The 15,614-nt window shown below is 42.1% G+C and carries 14 protein-coding genes and 1 pseudogene; 14 read left to right on the top strand and 1 reads right to left on the bottom strand.

Annotated elements, in window-relative coordinates:
- Positions 1-533: 533 nt before the first annotated feature.
- The 13 genes and pseudogenes from SALPA_RS29065 (at position 534) to SALPA_RS29070 (ending at position 14,223) form a co-directional block, all read left to right on the top strand.
- Entirely contained in the window at positions 534-2,507 is a 1,974-nt protein-coding gene (locus SALPA_RS29065) for a methyl-accepting chemotaxis protein (RefSeq protein ID WP_255451216.1), read from the top strand.
- Positions 2,508-2,561: 54 nt separating this feature from the next.
- Entirely contained in the window at positions 2,562-2,957 is a 396-nt protein-coding gene (locus SALPA_RS15260) for a PaaI family thioesterase (protein WP_145095699.1), read from the top strand.
- Between the two features lie 634 nt (positions 2,958-3,591).
- Positions 3,592-4,221, top strand: coding sequence for a TetR/AcrR family transcriptional regulator (locus SALPA_RS15270; protein ID WP_222428001.1), 630 nt, complete (start codon positions 3,592-3,594; stop codon positions 4,219-4,221).
- Between the two features lie 322 nt (positions 4,222-4,543).
- Positions 4,544-6,151 (top strand): class I adenylate-forming enzyme family protein, encoded by a 1,608-nt coding sequence (locus SALPA_RS15275; RefSeq protein ID WP_145095702.1) that lies wholly within the window; start codon positions 4,544-4,546, stop codon positions 6,149-6,151.
- A 180-nt stretch (positions 6,152-6,331) separates the two neighbouring features.
- The gene (locus SALPA_RS15280; RefSeq protein ID WP_145095705.1) at positions 6,332-7,147 is read left to right on the top strand and encodes an SDR family NAD(P)-dependent oxidoreductase; all 816 of its coding nucleotides are present in this window, start codon (positions 6,332-6,334) and stop codon (positions 7,145-7,147) included.
- A gap of 346 nt (positions 7,148-7,493) precedes the next feature.
- Positions 7,494-8,444: a DUF362 domain-containing protein gene (locus SALPA_RS15285; RefSeq protein ID WP_145095708.1), complete on the top strand. Its 951-nt coding sequence runs from the start codon at positions 7,494-7,496 to the stop codon at positions 8,442-8,444.
- A 70-nt stretch (positions 8,445-8,514) separates the two neighbouring features.
- Positions 8,515-8,697: pseudogene (locus tag SALPA_RS33265) on the top strand (hypothetical protein); the annotation flags it as partial.
- A gap of 24 nt (positions 8,698-8,721) precedes the next feature.
- Positions 8,722-9,807: a 4Fe-4S dicluster domain-containing protein gene (locus SALPA_RS15290; protein ID WP_255451217.1), complete on the top strand. Its 1,086-nt coding sequence runs from the start codon at positions 8,722-8,724 to the stop codon at positions 9,805-9,807.
- A gap of 268 nt (positions 9,808-10,075) precedes the next feature.
- Positions 10,076-11,029: a DUF362 domain-containing protein gene (locus SALPA_RS15295; protein WP_145095714.1), complete on the top strand. Its 954-nt coding sequence runs from the start codon at positions 10,076-10,078 to the stop codon at positions 11,027-11,029.
- Between the two features lie 6 nt (positions 11,030-11,035).
- Entirely contained in the window at positions 11,036-12,397 is a 1,362-nt protein-coding gene (locus tag SALPA_RS15300; protein WP_255451422.1) for a 4Fe-4S binding protein, read from the top strand.
- Between the two features lie 31 nt (positions 12,398-12,428).
- Positions 12,429-13,226: a nickel pincer cofactor biosynthesis protein LarC gene (larC, locus tag SALPA_RS15305; protein WP_145095720.1), complete on the top strand. Its 798-nt coding sequence runs from the start codon at positions 12,429-12,431 to the stop codon at positions 13,224-13,226.
- Positions 13,226-14,029, top strand: coding sequence for an ATP-dependent sacrificial sulfur transferase LarE (gene larE / locus SALPA_RS15310; protein WP_145095723.1), 804 nt, complete (start codon positions 13,226-13,228; stop codon positions 14,027-14,029). The genes larC and larE overlap by 1 nt, the downstream gene beginning before the upstream one ends.
- Positions 14,030-14,064: 35 nt before the next feature.
- Positions 14,065-14,223 carry a hypothetical protein gene (locus tag SALPA_RS29070; protein ID WP_222428002.1) on the top strand — a complete coding sequence of 53 codons (159 nt, stop codon included), beginning with the start codon at positions 14,065-14,067 and terminating at the stop codon, positions 14,221-14,223.
- Positions 14,224-14,307: 84 nt separating this feature from the next.
- Here the strand turns inward: SALPA_RS29070 and SALPA_RS31545 are convergent, their stop codons facing one another.
- A complete protein-coding gene (locus SALPA_RS31545) occupies positions 14,308-14,439 on the bottom strand; it encodes a hypothetical protein (RefSeq protein WP_255451218.1) in 132 nt (43 codons plus the stop codon).
- A gap of 242 nt (positions 14,440-14,681) precedes the next feature.
- Between SALPA_RS31545 and SALPA_RS15315 the strand changes: the two genes are divergently transcribed.
- Positions 14,682-15,599 carry a DUF362 domain-containing protein gene (locus SALPA_RS15315; RefSeq protein ID WP_255451219.1) on the top strand — a complete coding sequence of 306 codons (918 nt, stop codon included), beginning with the start codon at positions 14,682-14,684 and terminating at the stop codon, positions 15,597-15,599.
- Positions 15,600-15,614: the final 15 nt, after the last annotated feature.

The following is a 15,614-nucleotide window of genomic DNA, read 5'->3' on the forward strand; positions in this document are numbered from 1 at the left end:
GTGTATTTTTGCATAATGATACTGAACCGCTTAAGTAACCAGGTCAGATAAGTTTGAAAACCTCCTCTTTTTATTTTTATAGCACCTTGTCAGTAGGCAAAGGTGCTATTATCGTTTTTAAACTTGGAAGCCAGGTGCAGTCCCCAAAATGCGGCAGGCAAGATAAAGAGATTTGTGCAGGTGATAACTATCAGGGGTTAGCAGACGTTGGAGATAGTGTACTAGATTTATCACCAAGATATAAAAGGTGAATTCATAAATCGGTTGAGAAGCAATTATGTAAAAATCCTTCAATATAGCTATGATTGTGAAATAAGTAACTCGGTAAATGTCAAACGAAAAAATAAACTTTGTAAGCAATCTGTAAAAATAGGTACACCTAATAACTCTTTTCTCCAAAGTGAGAAAGGGTAAATAAATATTGATAATTAATAAAGAAAACACAGCTTGCTATGCACAAACTAATGTGGCTAGGCATGAGGATCGCCAATAGGGCAATTTTAAAATTATGTATAGAAAGGCTGGTTGAAATTATGAAAAGCATTAGGGCTAAACTTGCAGTAGGAATTATTGTATTGTTTATTGTTTCATTAGGTATGCTAGCGGGATTAAATTATTGGCAAGCTGAAAAGATGCTGATACAGGATGTTGAAACAGAGATAGGCATCACAACACAAAGTAGCAGTCAAGAAATTCGCACGTTTTTGGACGGTGCTAAGATTGAGCTATCTACCATAGCCCGGACGCCGATAATGAACAGTGGTAATCATGAAGCCATTATGGCTTACCTTGCTGCTGAAACAGCTAAAAATAAGATATACGAAACAATTACATATACTGATGATAAAGGGAACTTCGTTGATCATATGGGCAAATCCGGCAATCTGGGAACCAAAGAATATTTTAAGCGGGCCATGAAGGGGGAAACGGTTATTTCTGACCCTGCTATATCAATGGCAACAGGTAAGACGGTTGTTATGGTAACTACGCCGATTTTTGCCGGTGACCGGGTTATTGCCATGCTCTTTGGAGCAGTTAATATCGAGTCGATTGAGAAACAAATTTTGAATATAAAGATGGGACAAACTGGTTATGCATACCTGATACGAGGTGATGGATTAGTTATCGTTCACCCCGATAAGGAGGCAGCAGGCAAAGTTAATTCATTTACCGATGCCAGGACTGACCCTACGTTAAAGGGTGCTATAGGAAAAATGATGAATGGCGAAAGGGGAATTACTAAATATAAACATGAAGGTGTAGATAAATATCAAGCATATGCGCCAATAAACGGCACTGGCTGGTCGCTGGCCGTGAATATACCTGTAAGTGAAGCTACCGCTAAGTTGAGTGCTTTTACAAGGACGTCTTTGATAACAATTATTATCATACTTATCATTGTTGCTCTTATACTAATGTGGGGGACGGTACACATTACAAAGCCGTTAGAAACACTTAAAGCGGCGGTTAACCGCATTGCCGAAGGCGATCTAAGCATAACCAATATCGCTGTTGTATCCCAGGATGAGTTTGGGCATTTAGCCCGGGCTTTTGAAACGATGGTCGGGAATTTACGCAATCTGGTAAATCAGATCAGTAATTCTTCAGGACAAGTCGCAGCTTCATCGGAAGAACTGACAGCCAGCTCAGAACAATCGGCTCAGGCGGCCAATCAAATAGCTACAGCGATAACCGATGTAGCCGCAGGCGCTAGCGATCAGTTGGCTGCAGCCAATGATACTACGGCGGTGGTGGAACAGATGTCAGCCAGCATTCAGCAGATAGCCGCTAATGCCAACCAGGTAGCTGATAATTCGGCTCAAGCGGCCGAAAAAGCAAAAAATGGTGATAAAGTAGTAGAAAAAGCAGTAATTCAGATGAATCAAATCGAAGCAACGGTCACAACATCAGCTCAGGTTGTAACAAAATTAGGCGAACGCTCCAAAGAAATTGGTCAGATTGTTGATACCATTTCTGGTATTGCCGGACAGACTAACCTTTTGGCCCTGAATGCAGCCATTGAGGCTGCGCGGGCAGGAGAACAAGGTCGGGGTTTTGCCGTGGTAGCCGAAGAAGTGCGCAAATTAGCGGAGCAGTCCCGGGAAGCGGCTAAAAAGATTGCTGATTTAATCGGTGAAATCCAGGTTGATACCGGCAAGGCAGTTGTGGCTATGGACAATGGTACGCGGGAAGTCAAGAACGGGGCCGAGGTTGTTAATACTGCCGGCACGGCTTTTAGGGAAATTGCCGGTCTGGTGTCTGAGGTATCTGGTCAAGTGAAGGAGATTTCTGCCGCTATGCAGCAAATGGCGGCTGGTAGCCAGCAGATCGTGGGTTCGGTTAAAAAGATTGACAGCCTTGGTAAAAAATCGGCAGGTGAGGCTCAAGGTGTTTCGGCGGCAGCTGAAGAACAATTGGCCTCTATGGAGGAAATAGCATCATCAAGCCAAGCGTTAGCCAAGCTAGCCCAGGATCTACAGAACGCAGTAACCGGTTTCCAACTGTAGCGGGAGCGAAATGGTGAATATTGTTTATAAAATATATTATACGAGGAGTTAATTATGGAAAAAGTGAATTATAAAGATACTCTGATGGATAGATTAGGTATTAAGATAACTGAAATGAGCGAGGAACAGGTTGTCGCAACTATGCCTGTAAACGAAGCTACTCGCCAGCCGCATGGGATTTTACACGGCGGAGCTTCCGTTGCTCTCGCAGAAACAGTGGCTAGTTCAGGTACAGATCACCTTATTAATAAAGAAAAAGAATATGCTGTCGGCATTGAAATCAATGCCAATCATGTCAAAAGAAAAACCGACGGATTTGTTACAGCGGTTGGCAAACCAGCTCATCGTGGGCGAACCATTATAGTATGGGATATCAGAATTATGAATGAGTCCGGAGAACTTATATGTATTGCAAGATGTACTATGGGTGTATTTCCGAAAAAGGCGTAGATTTACTCCAAAATTAACCAACTACTCAGCATGTTAAAATGTGATAATATAATTTAATTTAAAAGAGCCTGCAATCAAGATGAGGCCACTGAAAAAGTCTCTTTAATGCTTAAAAAGGTATAGTCCCTCAAGAAAATTGAGGAGGCTGTACCTTTTTTCCTGTATAATAAAGGTATCAAAGGGAGCAAGTGAGTCAAATGATTTGCAACAACAATCCATAGTTTTAAGCCCCTATATAGAACTCTATAACTTGGTTATTCCTAAGGATAATATGTTGCGGCAAATCAACGAACTTGTTGATTTCACCTTTGTGTATGAGGAATTAAAAGAGCGCTATTGTCTAGATAACGGCAATATTCCGTTCATACGTTGGCAGTAGCCTTATAAGGTATAACTCCATTTAAAGGAATTAATTTTGCCTGGCGACAGAACGTGAGTTTGTTCCGAGAAACCCCAGTAATTGCTTGACAAAAAAAATGTTATTTAGTAGTATTACTAACAAAGTAATTTTTACAAGAGGCAAAACTATTCCTAATTTTAAGAGTATCACTGATAGGAGGAACCCTAAACGGACAGCAATGAATCTAAGCTAAAAAAAGGAAATTATGGTATTTCTTCTGCTAAAGATGATGAATTGATAAAGAGTAAACACATACAAATTGTAGAAGGTGCGTTAAAGCTCTTTTACGCACAGGGATTTCATCCGACTTCTATTCGTGAGATCGCAGAGTCTTGTAACATGTCTATGGGACAGCTCTATCACTATATTTCTTCTAAAGATGATGTATTGTATTTGGTGCACCAATACTTTCACCAGCTTAGGTCTGATTTTGTTAAAACTCAAAATATTGAACAGTATGCTACGCCAATGGAGAGACTTATCAAGTATCTGGTTGCTAATATGTTTTTTGTCAGTGAGAATAAAAAAATAATACAATTAATTTCGACAGAGACAAAATATTTAAAAAAAGAATATTTAATAGATGTTTTAAAGATGGAGCAAGAAGATACAATTGATAATTATCATCAATTGCTAGAAGACCTAAATAAGGAAATACCAATCAATGGTGATTTAGAGTTGCTAGCCAGTATATTAGCGTATGTAGTAGCATTTTTGGCTTTGAAGGGCTGGACCGTAAAAGAAAAATCTACAGATGATGTGAATTGTTGTTTATTTGATTTTATTTTTAATGGTTTAGGAAAATCTGTGCTACAAGAATATGAAAAAAGTAAGAATAATGTCTGTTTAAAGGAACAGTCTTAATTTTAAGATAATAATATTTGCATTAAGAAAGAGGAGCCTATATATAGGAGCCTCTTTCTTACTGTGATTTAGCGTAGTGGAAAAAGAAATGGAAAATCGTAAATATTCAAAATTATATTGACAAAGAGTTAGACATGTGATATTTTTAATACAGAATAGACAGAGTTGGCATGGTTTATATTAGTTAATTTAGAGCGAGCGTTCAATCTAATGGCGATGGGCGATGGATATATAAAGTGTAAAGAAAGACTGATAAATAAGCAGTAGATTTAAAAGACAGCCTTTGCAGTCAATATTTAAACCACTGGAGGAGAATTTACTAGTGAGACCCCAAATGCCAATTATTCAACTTGAAGAACAGTCTCATTTAAAAGGAAGACGCTTGGAATTTGAGAGTATTGCGCAAATGCTGACTATACGATCAAATGAAACCCCGGATGTGCCACATGTGTATTACTATGACCAGATATTAACCTATAAAGACACCAATGACCGGGCTAACCAGGTAGCCAATTTCCTCAAGGAAAAAGGTATCAAAAAGGGCGACATTGTAGCGGTAATGATCCTTAATGCTCCCGAAATTTATTATGCCATGTGGGGCGCCCAAAAACTAGGAGCGATTGCTATAGCCATGAACTATTGCTTAAAGGCTCCGGAAATTGCGTATGTACTGAATGATTCCAAGCCCAAGGTAATTTTTGTTGGAAGCGATTACATGGACGAATTTACTAAGGGATTTGAAAAAACGGATTCCAAGCCCTATGTGGTTGAAGTTGTAACCAAAGTAAAGCACGAATCCATAATAGCTCAAAAGAATATGACAGATATTCTGGATAAGTATCCGATTGATGAATGTCTAGTCAAGCAAAGTCTGGATGATCCTTTTATGCTATTATACTCATCAGGGACTACTGGAGAACCCAAGGGAGTCTTACTTTCTAACAGGTCTCAGCTGTCACAATGCCGGAACCTTAATCGTCAGGGATACATAAAAGGCAATGATATCATGATGATTATGCTGCCCATGTTTCATGCCAATCCACTTTGCGTATTTACTTACCCAATAAGCTATGCTGGGCAAGCTTTGTGCATTCGTACCAAGTATTCTACCCATGATTTTTGGCCAGCAGTTATGCAATATGGCATTACCATTATTATGGGTGTACCTACCATGTTTGATTATATCTTAAATAAGGTTGACCCTATAAATATCGATATGTGCAAGGTAAAAATACGGTATGCATTTACTGGTGGAGCTGCTATCTCATCGGCCACGCGGCGGGGTTTTAAGGAAAAGTTCAACATAGACATTTTAGTTGGATATGGTCTCACTGAGGGATGTGGAGGGAATACCACTGAGCCTGCTTTAGGGCATTTTAAGGAAGGCTCATGCGGGATGACTCATTCAGAAGAGCAAATCGAGATCATGGATAGTGAAGGCAACATACTGCCTAACAATGTAGATGGTGAAGTTTGCATTAAAGGTGACTGCATTATGATGGGTTATTTAAATAAACCTGAGCAATTTGCGGAGATCGTAAGGGACGGTTTTCTGCATACCGGTGACATAGGACATTTTGATGACGAAGGTTATCTATACATAGTTGAACGCAAAAGGGATGTGATTGTTCGCGGGGGTGAGAAAGTCTATTCACGTCATATAGAAATCGTATTGGAAGAGCATCCGATGGTTGCTGAAGTAGCAGTCATTGGAGTTCCAGATAAGTGCTTAGGTCAACGGATCAAAGCCTATATTGTTCCCAAACAAAAGGATTCTCTGACTGCTGAGGCCACCAGGCAGTGGTTATTGGATCGTAGGGCTAAGTATAGTGTTCCTGAATTTTATGAGTTTGTAGATCGACTTCCTCGAACGCCAAGTGGTAAGATTCAGAAATTTGAGTTGAGAAAGGCTAATCAACAGACTAACTAAATGCAGTCCTATTCGAAAACTGCATTGCCGCTTTTGTTAATCATGTTTATAAACACATTTTCCTTCTTGGTATAGTTGGTGGTTTTATTTGTTTAACGGTTTCAATCGCTTATGGTTAAGCGTAATCAATTAGAAGGAGTCTTATCTAAGTAAGTCAATACTAAAATGAGGTGAAGGGCATTGGGTAAACTAACCGGAAAAACAGCTATTGTCACAGGGGCTGCCCGCGGATTGGGCAGAGTATATGCACTACATTTAGCAAAACTCGGAGCAAATGTTGGCGCTATTGATATTAATCTGCGCTCTTTTCAGGAGTTTCAGGCAGAAGCCGACCAATTGACGGCAGAGACTGTAGTTGAAGAACTGCAGGCATTAGGTGTAAAGGCAGTAGGTGCTGAAGCAGATATCTCCAATCAAGAACAGGTATTTGCTGCTGTGAAAAAAATCAGTGATGAACTTGGTGACGTTTCAATCCTGATTTGCAATGCTGGTGGTGGCATGGGACCTTTGACTGAAGGTAAGGCTTCACAAATGGATTTGGATATTTATCAAAAAGTTGTGGCAAGAAATATGCACGGCACAGTATATACCGTTACAGCTGTAGCACCGATGATGAAAAAAAACCGGACAGGGAAAATTGTAACAGTTGCTTCTGTCGGGGGGCAAATGACAAATTTTGATGGAACTTACGCACATTATGGCATATCTAAAGCTGCGATTATCCATTATACGAAGTTGCTTGCCAATGAACTTGGTCCTTATGGTATCAATGTAAATTGCATTGCACCAGGATTTATCAGCACCGCCAGACTGAAAACCGGTTTTAAAGCAGCCGGTGAGGAGAAATTTCTCCGCAATATTTCATTGCAACGCTTTGGTACTCCGGAAGATTGCGCATATGGCATCGAATTTTTAACGACTGACATGTCTGATTATGTAACAGGACATGTGTTGGAAGTAAACGGGGGTACCAACAATAAAGTTTATATTGAATAAAGGTGACGGTACAGTATGATAAGCAAGGTAAATACAGTTACCGGGCCTGTTGATGCTGATCATGGGAAAAAAACAGATGCATGAATACTAACAGGTAAAGGTATTATTGAGATATGCATTATTTAAGAGAAAGCTAGAATATGGAAACAATAGTTTGAATAAAACTAGTAACCGGGGCAGTGGAAAACTTAGCGCTAAGTTTTCCACTGCCCCACTTTTTTGTTCATTTAGAATATTTTACAAAAAATGCTTGACTAGGAGTTAACTCCAGGTGCTAAACTGGTTTAAGGAAAAATCTATAAAAAAGTAAGCATGCGAGAGTAATGATGAAGAGGGATGATGAATCATGGACAGACGTCAATTTATCAGTGGGATCGGCTATGGGTTAGTATCTTTAGGATTGGCGGGATGTGGGCTTAATCTTTCCGAAAGAAGCGGTAATTCGCAAAACACAAAAAATACACCAAGCAGTCAATCGGCATCTTCGCCGGTAAGTGGATATGATCGCGGCAAACTGATCATATCGGAAGGCACGGATCCAAATTCACTAATCGAAAAAGGCTTTGCCGCTCTTGGGGGAATAGGCGCCTTGGTCCGGAGCGGGGCTACAGTGGTACTTAAGCCGAATTTCAGTGTTGCGAGAAAACCGGAAGAAGCAGCAACGACCAATCCGCAGTTAGTTGCCGCCGTAGTGAAACAATGTTTGGCAGCAGGGGCTAAGGAAGTGAAGGTACTTGATTATCCTTTTCAAAGTCCGGCTGTATGTCTTGTGAACAGCGGAATTAAGGAAGCAGTGGAAGCTGTGGGTGGAAAGGCTTATGCCATTAATGCGCAAAGCTTCTATACACAGGTTGATACCGGAGGCAAAATCCTGAAATCCGTCTTGTTTTCAAAAGATGTGTTAAGCGCTGACGTGTTTATTAACTTTCCCATTCTCAAACATCACAGTATAACTAAACTGACTTTAGGCCTGAAAAATATGATGGGGCTTGTATGGGATCGTGGCTACTTCCATAAGACAGATCTTACGCAAGGGATTGCTGAACTTACTGCATTCCATAAACCTCATCTTACCATTGTAGATGCTACAAGAGGTATTATCGATAATGGTCCTACTGGACCGGGAACCATTCGTGAATGGAATCAGGTGATCTTTGGTGTCGATCCTGTCGCTGTTGACACTTACGCTGCGACATTGTTTGGTATTAAACCGACGGAAATCGAGTATGTAACGGCAGCTGCGCAACTGGGCGTGGGCGAAATGGATCTGCAAAAACTTACAGTTGTGAAGGTGTAATGCAGTGAAATCTAAGAAAGCGCTCTTATTGCGTTACTCGTTGCAATTCATCTCGTTAGTATCGTTTGTTGTGTTTCTTGCCAATTTATCATACCCACCCGGACTGGAAAATCTATTATTGCAATGGTTCTCGCGCCTTGACCCCTGGCTTTTACTGAGTCAACTCCGTTGGCAGCAGGAGATTCCTCTATGGGCATGGCTGCCGCTATTGACTTTGGCATCAACCTTGCTGTGGGGGAGGATATTTTGCGGCTGGCTGTGTCCTTTTGGCGCATTCTTGGCGTTGACGGATAAAATGGGCCGGGCAGTTTTCAAAAAGCTGTCGCTGACCAGAACCAAAGTGCTGCACGCCGTACAGCCTATGCGGGGTTATTGGTTACTCTTCTTAGTGCTTATCTTTGTCCTCGGATCAAACTGGGTCCTCTTTTTAACTCCTTTTGCTTTGTTTAGCCATGAGATTGTGAGGGTGCTTACGGGACATATTCCCTGGATGCTTATTGGGATAATGGCCGGTACCCTGTTTTTTTCCCGCCTCTGGTGCAGTGTGCTATGTCCTACCGGAGTTCTCTTGTCATTAGCAGCAAGGCTGTGGCTTTTTCGTTACGGACTTGCGGGAAACTGTGTGCATTGTGAAAAATGTACGAGAACCTGTTCTGTCGGTACCGCGCCATCGAATACCGGTGTTGTGAAGGAAGGGTGTTTAGCCTGCGGGGACTGTCAAAGGGTTTGTCCGGCAAGGGCAATCGCATGGCAGCGTAGTTCTTGGCGGGGTGAAAACAGTCAGCTTGTTCCCGTCGATGATATTGCAGCAACAAAGCGTCAAGAGTCGCGAAGAAAGTTCTTCAAAGCCGCTTTTGCTGTTGCTATGGCTGCTGCTTTATGGAAAAAGACTGTTTGGGCGGCGGAAAAAGCGTTACGCCCTCCAGGGGCTCTACCGGAACTAGAGTTTACTGCCGTTTGCAACCGATGCGGAAGGTGTGTTCAGGTATGTCCCAGCAATGCGCTCTGCCCGATGCCGATTACCGATGGCCTCGCGAATTTTGAAACGCCTCATATTGTCCCGCGTCGAAACCGCTGTGATTTATGCCTGGCCTGCCAGAAGGTATGCCCGACCGGAGCCATTGCAGAGGTTCCTCTGGAAAAAATCCGGATGGGCAAGGCTGTTATAGATAAGCCTCGTTGTATAGCCTGGAATGAGGGTAAAATGTGCTATATTTGTGGCGAGCAATGTCCTGTTCTGGCAATTAATGCGGATGAATATCATCGGCCTATCATTCTACCTGACAAATGTGTGGGCTGCGGTTCATGCGAGAATGCTTGCCCGATCGATGGCGAGGCCGCTATCCGTGTTTTTCCCAATTAGCTATCTTGATATAAAATTAAAGCAATTTTAAATGAGATAACGCTATAGCGAGTGTGAGTTTAAATTTGCGGATAAATGACAAACATTTCCCCTCTCTAGCACAAGTTAAAGTATTGATTCACATTTATGCTACAACTTTGAGTACACTCAAAGTCAATAGGTTTTATAAAAAATACTTGACTCGGAGTTAACTCCAAGTGCTAGACTAAATTTCAAGGAAGTAAAAATGCGATTGCAGAAGTAAGTACAATTGAAGGGGGGAACTCGGATGAATCGCCGGGATTTTATTAAAGTTGCTACCTACGCAGGGCTGGCTTCGGCATTTTTGCCTGGTTGTTTTTCACAATCTAGTAGCCCGGTTTTACCGGATCAAAGTCAGAAAAACGGCTCTCAAGGGAACCCTCAGCCTGAAGCGGCATCGCAAGCACGAAGGTTGGTCATAGCTGAGGGAATGGATCCGGAAACTTTAATGGAAAAGGGTCTTGGGGCAATGGGAGGAATAGGGCAGTTTGTTAAATCAGGAAATATCGTTGCTATCAAGCCCAATTTCAGCTCCACGCGAGGCCCGGAGGCTGGGGTTACTACCAACCCAATCCTGGTGGGGGCCTTGGTTCGGCGATGCTTACAGGCTGGGGCGAAAGAGGTGCGGGTTATTGATCACACGTTCTCTTCTGGTGAAATGTGCCTGGAAGCGAGCGGTATCCGTGCGGCAGTAGCCGGAGCTGGCGGGCGTGCGTATACCATTAATTCACGCACCGGCCAATTTTATAGCGCAGTGAATGTAAACGGTGAAATATTGAAACAGGTTGATTATTCACGGGATGTTTTAGAAGCGGATGTCTTTATCAATATGCCAATATTAAAACAAAGCGATCCGACTGGCATATCGGCGGGACTGAAAAACTTGATGGGAGTGGTTTGGGATAGAGGTTTTTTTCATCAGACAGATTTGCATCAGACCATCGCGGAATTAGCTGCGTTTAAGAAACCGACACTGACAATCATGGATGCTATCAAAGGCATTACCGCCAATGGTCCTTCCGGGCCAGGACCGATCAAGGAATGGAAACAAGTTGTTTTTGGAACAGATATGGTGGCGGTAGATGCATATGGCGCTGGGTTACTGGGTTTCAAGCTGACAGATGTCAGTCATTTAGCGATTGCAGCTAAACTTGGGGCAGGTAATCCCGACTGGCAAAGTCTTGAAGTAGTGAGGGTCTGAGTGTTAATGCAGGGTAAAGAGTTTGTTAATCGGCAATTGCGGTTTTGGCGCTTTGCCATTCCCACTGCGGTAGTTGTCTTCGGTGTATATGCCGCGGCTGAGATGCAGTATCCGCTTGGCCGGGGTGCCGACCTGCTTTTGTGGCTTTCACGGATGGACCCCCTCCTGCTGATTACTTATATGCGTTCTGCATTGGAGATACCTAATTGGATATGGCTTCCGATCCTTGTAATGCTGGTAACGGCGTTCATAGGGCGGGTTTTCTGCGGCTGGTTATGTCCGCTGGGTGGATTATTGAATTTTGTATATTATATCAGGCGCTTGTTTTGCAAGGAGCAACTAGCCAAAACAAAAAATACGAAATTGTCCGCATTTTTCAAGCAGGCAAAATATTGGTGGCTGGTACTTATCGTAGTGCTTGCTAGTGCCGGATTAGGTATAGTTCCTGTCTTTACGCCGTTGACCTTGTTTAGTCATGAAATAATTCGATTGTTTCAAGGCCAATTTCCGTGGCTGCTGGCTGCTGTGATACTGTCAGGTGTTATTTTCTTTCCGAGATTTTGGTGTACCTACATTTGTCCAACAGGGCTATTATTTACATTGGTGGCTGGTTTGCGGCGGGTAAAAGTACGGGTAACAGATAAGTGTGTGAATTGTGATCATTGCAAGCGTGTCTGCCCGGTTAACGCGGTTGATACCGGACCTAAAGGGAGCGGCGGCGAATGTTTGGTGTGTGGACGTTGCTTAACTGCTTGTTCGCGGCAGGCAATTAGCTGGATTAGCCGGAGACAGCCGCCAGCGGCAGCCGATATGCGGTCGCGGCGTAATTTTTTAAAGCTTGGTACCGCCATTGCCGCCGGTAGCCTGATCAATTTACCGGCCCGCAGACTATTTATGGCTAGCTCTTTGGCGTCACCAAGCCTAAGACCGCCGGGGGCAATACTTGAAAGTGATTTTCTGGCAGCCTGCAACCGTTGCCGTAGATGTGTAAAGGTGTGTCCTACCGGTGGGCTTGTGCCAATGCCTTTTGCCAGCGGGATTATTGCGTATGAGACACCAGAACTGATTCCGCGTAAAGGCGCCTGTGAATTATGTATGCTGTGTTCCAAGATTTGCCCAACGGGCGCAATCCGACCAATCAAAATGGAAGAAGTAAAAATCGGAGTTGCCAGATTGGACAAGCTATCTTGTTTGGCTTGGGCCCAGGGGAAAGCATGCCTGATCTGTAAGGAGCGATGTCCGGCAGATGCTATAATCATCGACGATAGCAAGCGCCCGTATATAGATTCGCAAAAGTGTATCGGGTGTGGTGCCTGTGAGAATGCTTGCCCGGTGGAGGAAGCGGCAGTGAAGGTTATTCCGCTATAAAGATAAAAATTATGTAATGGAGAGCTCGACAATGAAAGTATTATATTATGATTGTTTTTGCGGCATCAGCGGCGATATGAATTTAGGTGGATTGCTGGATTTGGGAGTGGATGAGGATTATTTAAGGCGGGAGTTGTCTAAGCTTAATCTGGATGCTGAATATGAACTGCAGGTAAAAAAAGATAATAAAAAAGGAATAAGCGGAACCAGGGTAGACGTAGTCTTAAAAAATGTACCCCATGTTCATGACCACCACCATCATCATGAAGTGCATAACGGTATGGAAGAGGAGTCTGACAGTGGACATACTCACCATGCTCATAGAAATTTAAAAGATATTGAAGATATAATAATAAACAGCAGTCTGAGTGATCGGGTGAAAAAAGTAAGTTTGGCGATTTTTATGAAGGTGGCAGAGGCTGAGGCAAAGGTTCACGGAAAGCCGCTGTATGAAGTGCATTTCCATGAAGTCGGGGCTGTTGACTCTATTGTTGATATTGTGGGAGCTGCGGTGTGTTTAGATTATTTAAAAGTGGATAAGGTAATGGCTTCGTCGGTTCAGCTCGGAGGAGGGTTTGTGAAATGCGCCCATGGTATCATTCCTATTCCTGCTCCGGCAACTGTTGAAATTTTAAAGAATATTCCTGTGAAATCAGGTAAAGTGCCTTTTGAAACGACTACGCCTACCGGGGCCGCGATATTGGCGGCAAATGTGGGCACCTTTACAGATAATATGGACTTTTCAGTAGAAAAGATTGGCTATGGGATAGGTCATAGAGATTTAGAAATTCCCAACGTTTTAAGGATATATATTGGAGACCAATATTGATGATAAATAATGAAAAATATATAAATTTGGTTAATTGTTTAAAAAGTATGGAAAAAGTTATCTTGGCTTTCTCGGGGGGAGTAGACAGTACTTTTTTACTTAAAGTAGCTAAGCAAGCTTTAGGCGATAATAGTAAAGCAGTCACCATACAATCTCCCTATATTCCTAAATGGGAAATCCAAGAGGCAAAACAATTAGTAAAAGAACTTGGTGTAGTCTTTGAAATACTAGAGGCGCCTATTATTGATGAAATTAGAAACAACCCTGAAAATAGATGTTATCTTTGTAAAAAGGCGGTATTTAGTCAGATCAAAGCCATTGCGCAGAGAGAAGGCTATCCTTATGTTATTGATGGCACCAATTTTGATGATATCGGCGACTATCGACCGGGGTTAAAGGCGCTGAGGGAACTGAATATAAGAAGTCCTTTATTAGAGTGCCAATTAAGTAAACCGGAAATAAGAAGTTTATCTAAAGAACTAGGACTTAACACTTGGGATAAACCACCGTATGCATGTTTGTTGACCAGAATACCCTATGGCAATGAACTGAAAGAAGAAGATTTTGTTAAGATAGAAAAAGCGGAAAAGTATATGATGGACAGAGGATTCCGGGCGATTCGAGTGCGATGCCACGACAATCTCGCAAGAATTGAAGTGGATAAAAAGGATATGGATAAACTATTTAATGATAAACTTCTTGAGGAGATAGCTGGTAAACTGAAAGAGTTTGGTTTTACGTATGTAACTTTAGATTTAGAAGGTTACAAGGTAGGAAGTTTTAATGCGACAATAGGAAATTAAAGCGTGGGATATATAGTAAGAAATTCCGGGAGAAAATGATGAATAAAGCGGAAATAAGTAAACTGCTGCAAAGAGTAAAAGACAATGAAATAGAAGTCGAAACAGCGATGGGAATCATTGAAGATTTACCTTATAAGGAAATGGGATTTGCTAAGATTGATAATCATCATGCCAGTATAATTAATAAACTATGAGATAACCAGAAAATATTGAAATAATGCATATGATTAGAAAAGGGCAGGTTGAAGAGATTCAATGTGTCCTTTCTGAAGTTGGATTTATAAATAAGATTGTGGTGGGCATAGCTGCTTACTATTTTGATAAATGTCAGGAGAATTTTGAATTGGTGAGATTTTTGCATCAAAGGCCGAATTTTCGGTGGCGCGGCGTTTAAACGGTGATTTTTTCATAAAAAGATTTTTATGAAAAACACTTGACCTGGAGTTCAGTCAAAGTGGTAAACTTGCCGTGAAAGCAAGAGAACGTACTATTTATACGAAGTCTTATCAATAAGCAAAGACAGTAATATCCCTGGAACTCTGACTTGCTCTAAGTTCCAGATGATAACATAAGAAGAAGGAGCTGTGAGAAAAATGGTAACATCGGATAATGAGCAAGAGAAAAAACTAAGGAATTTACTAGGCGTAATTTTTTGAAATTTGTCGGCGGTACGATGGCAGCAATTCCGTCGTTTGGTCAGCTAACTGCGCAGGCGCAGGAAAATGTGGAGAAGCAGGTGACTTGGACTGGATCACATGCGATTTCGCCGCATGATCCAAGTAAGCCCAATGTGTATTTTACACGGGACTTGAGCCCGGAAGGTGTACAAAAGATTTATCAACAGATTAACCAGGGGATTACCGGTAAAGTCGGGATTAAACTGCATACAGGTGAACCGCACGGACCAAATCTCCTGCCTATTGAGTACATTAAAAATCTGCAGAGCAAGATTCCGCGCAGCACGATCGTCGAAAGCAATGTGCTTTATGGCAGTCCGCGTAGGGAAACGAAGATACATCGTGAAACCATTAAGATCAATGGTTTTGACTTTTGTCCAGTCGATATTCTGGATGAGGACGGAGATATTATGCTGCCGATACCGGGCGTGAAAGCATTTCTCGACAAACAATTGGATAATCATACAGGAAAATATCCTTTTGAACCAGGAATTCACTTGCACGAAATCGCGGTAGGGAAACATGTGCTGAAATATAATTCTTTATTGGTTTATACGCATTTTAAAGGCCATACTTCCGGTGGGCTCGGTGGTTCTTTAAAGAACATCGGCATCGGTAGGGCTTCCGGTAAAGTAGGTAAAAGAATGATTCATGGGGAAGGCTGGTCGCGCGGCAAAGGATTCCTAGAACGAATGGTGGAATCCGGTAATGCTACTGTTGAGCACTTCAAAGGCCATATTACTTATATTAATGTTTTGAAAAATATTTCGGTTGACTGTGACTGTGCTGGGGCTAGTGCCGCCAAACCGACTTGTGATGACATTGGTATTATTGGCTCGACAGATATTCTGGCAGCTGACCAGGCTTGTATAGACTTGATTTATTTTTTTTGATAAATCTTACACTAC

The sequence above is a fragment of the Sporomusa sp. KB1 genome (assembly GCF_007830295.1).
Taxonomy (GTDB): domain Bacteria; phylum Bacillota; class Negativicutes; order Sporomusales; family Sporomusaceae; genus Sporomusa.

Bases quoted from the DNA above. Each gene is read 5' to 3' on its own strand.
- SALPA_RS31545 (WP_255451218.1), bottom strand. From the start codon at position 14,439: ATGAAAAAATCACCGTTTAAACGCCGCGCCACCGAAAATTCGGCCTTT.
- SALPA_RS15300 (WP_255451422.1), top strand. From the start codon at position 11,036: ATGCAGGGTAAAGAGTTTGTTAATCGGCAATTGCGGTTTTGGCGCTTT.
- SALPA_RS15295 (WP_145095714.1), top strand. From the start codon at position 10,076: ATGAATCGCCGGGATTTTATTAAAGTTGCTACCTACGCAGGGCTGGCT.
- SALPA_RS29070 (WP_222428002.1), top strand. From the start codon at position 14,065: ATGATGAATAAAGCGGAAATAAGTAAACTGCTGCAAAGAGTAAAAGAC.
- SALPA_RS29065 (WP_255451216.1), top strand. From the start codon at position 534: ATGAAAAGCATTAGGGCTAAACTTGCAGTAGGAATTATTGTATTGTTT.
- larC (WP_145095720.1), top strand. From the start codon at position 12,429: ATGAAAGTATTATATTATGATTGTTTTTGCGGCATCAGCGGCGATATG.
- SALPA_RS15260 (WP_145095699.1), top strand. From the start codon at position 2,562: ATGGAAAAAGTGAATTATAAAGATACTCTGATGGATAGATTAGGTATT.
- SALPA_RS15285 (WP_145095708.1), top strand. From the start codon at position 7,494: ATGGACAGACGTCAATTTATCAGTGGGATCGGCTATGGGTTAGTATCT.
- larE (WP_145095723.1), top strand. From the start codon at position 13,226: ATGATAAATAATGAAAAATATATAAATTTGGTTAATTGTTTAAAAAGT.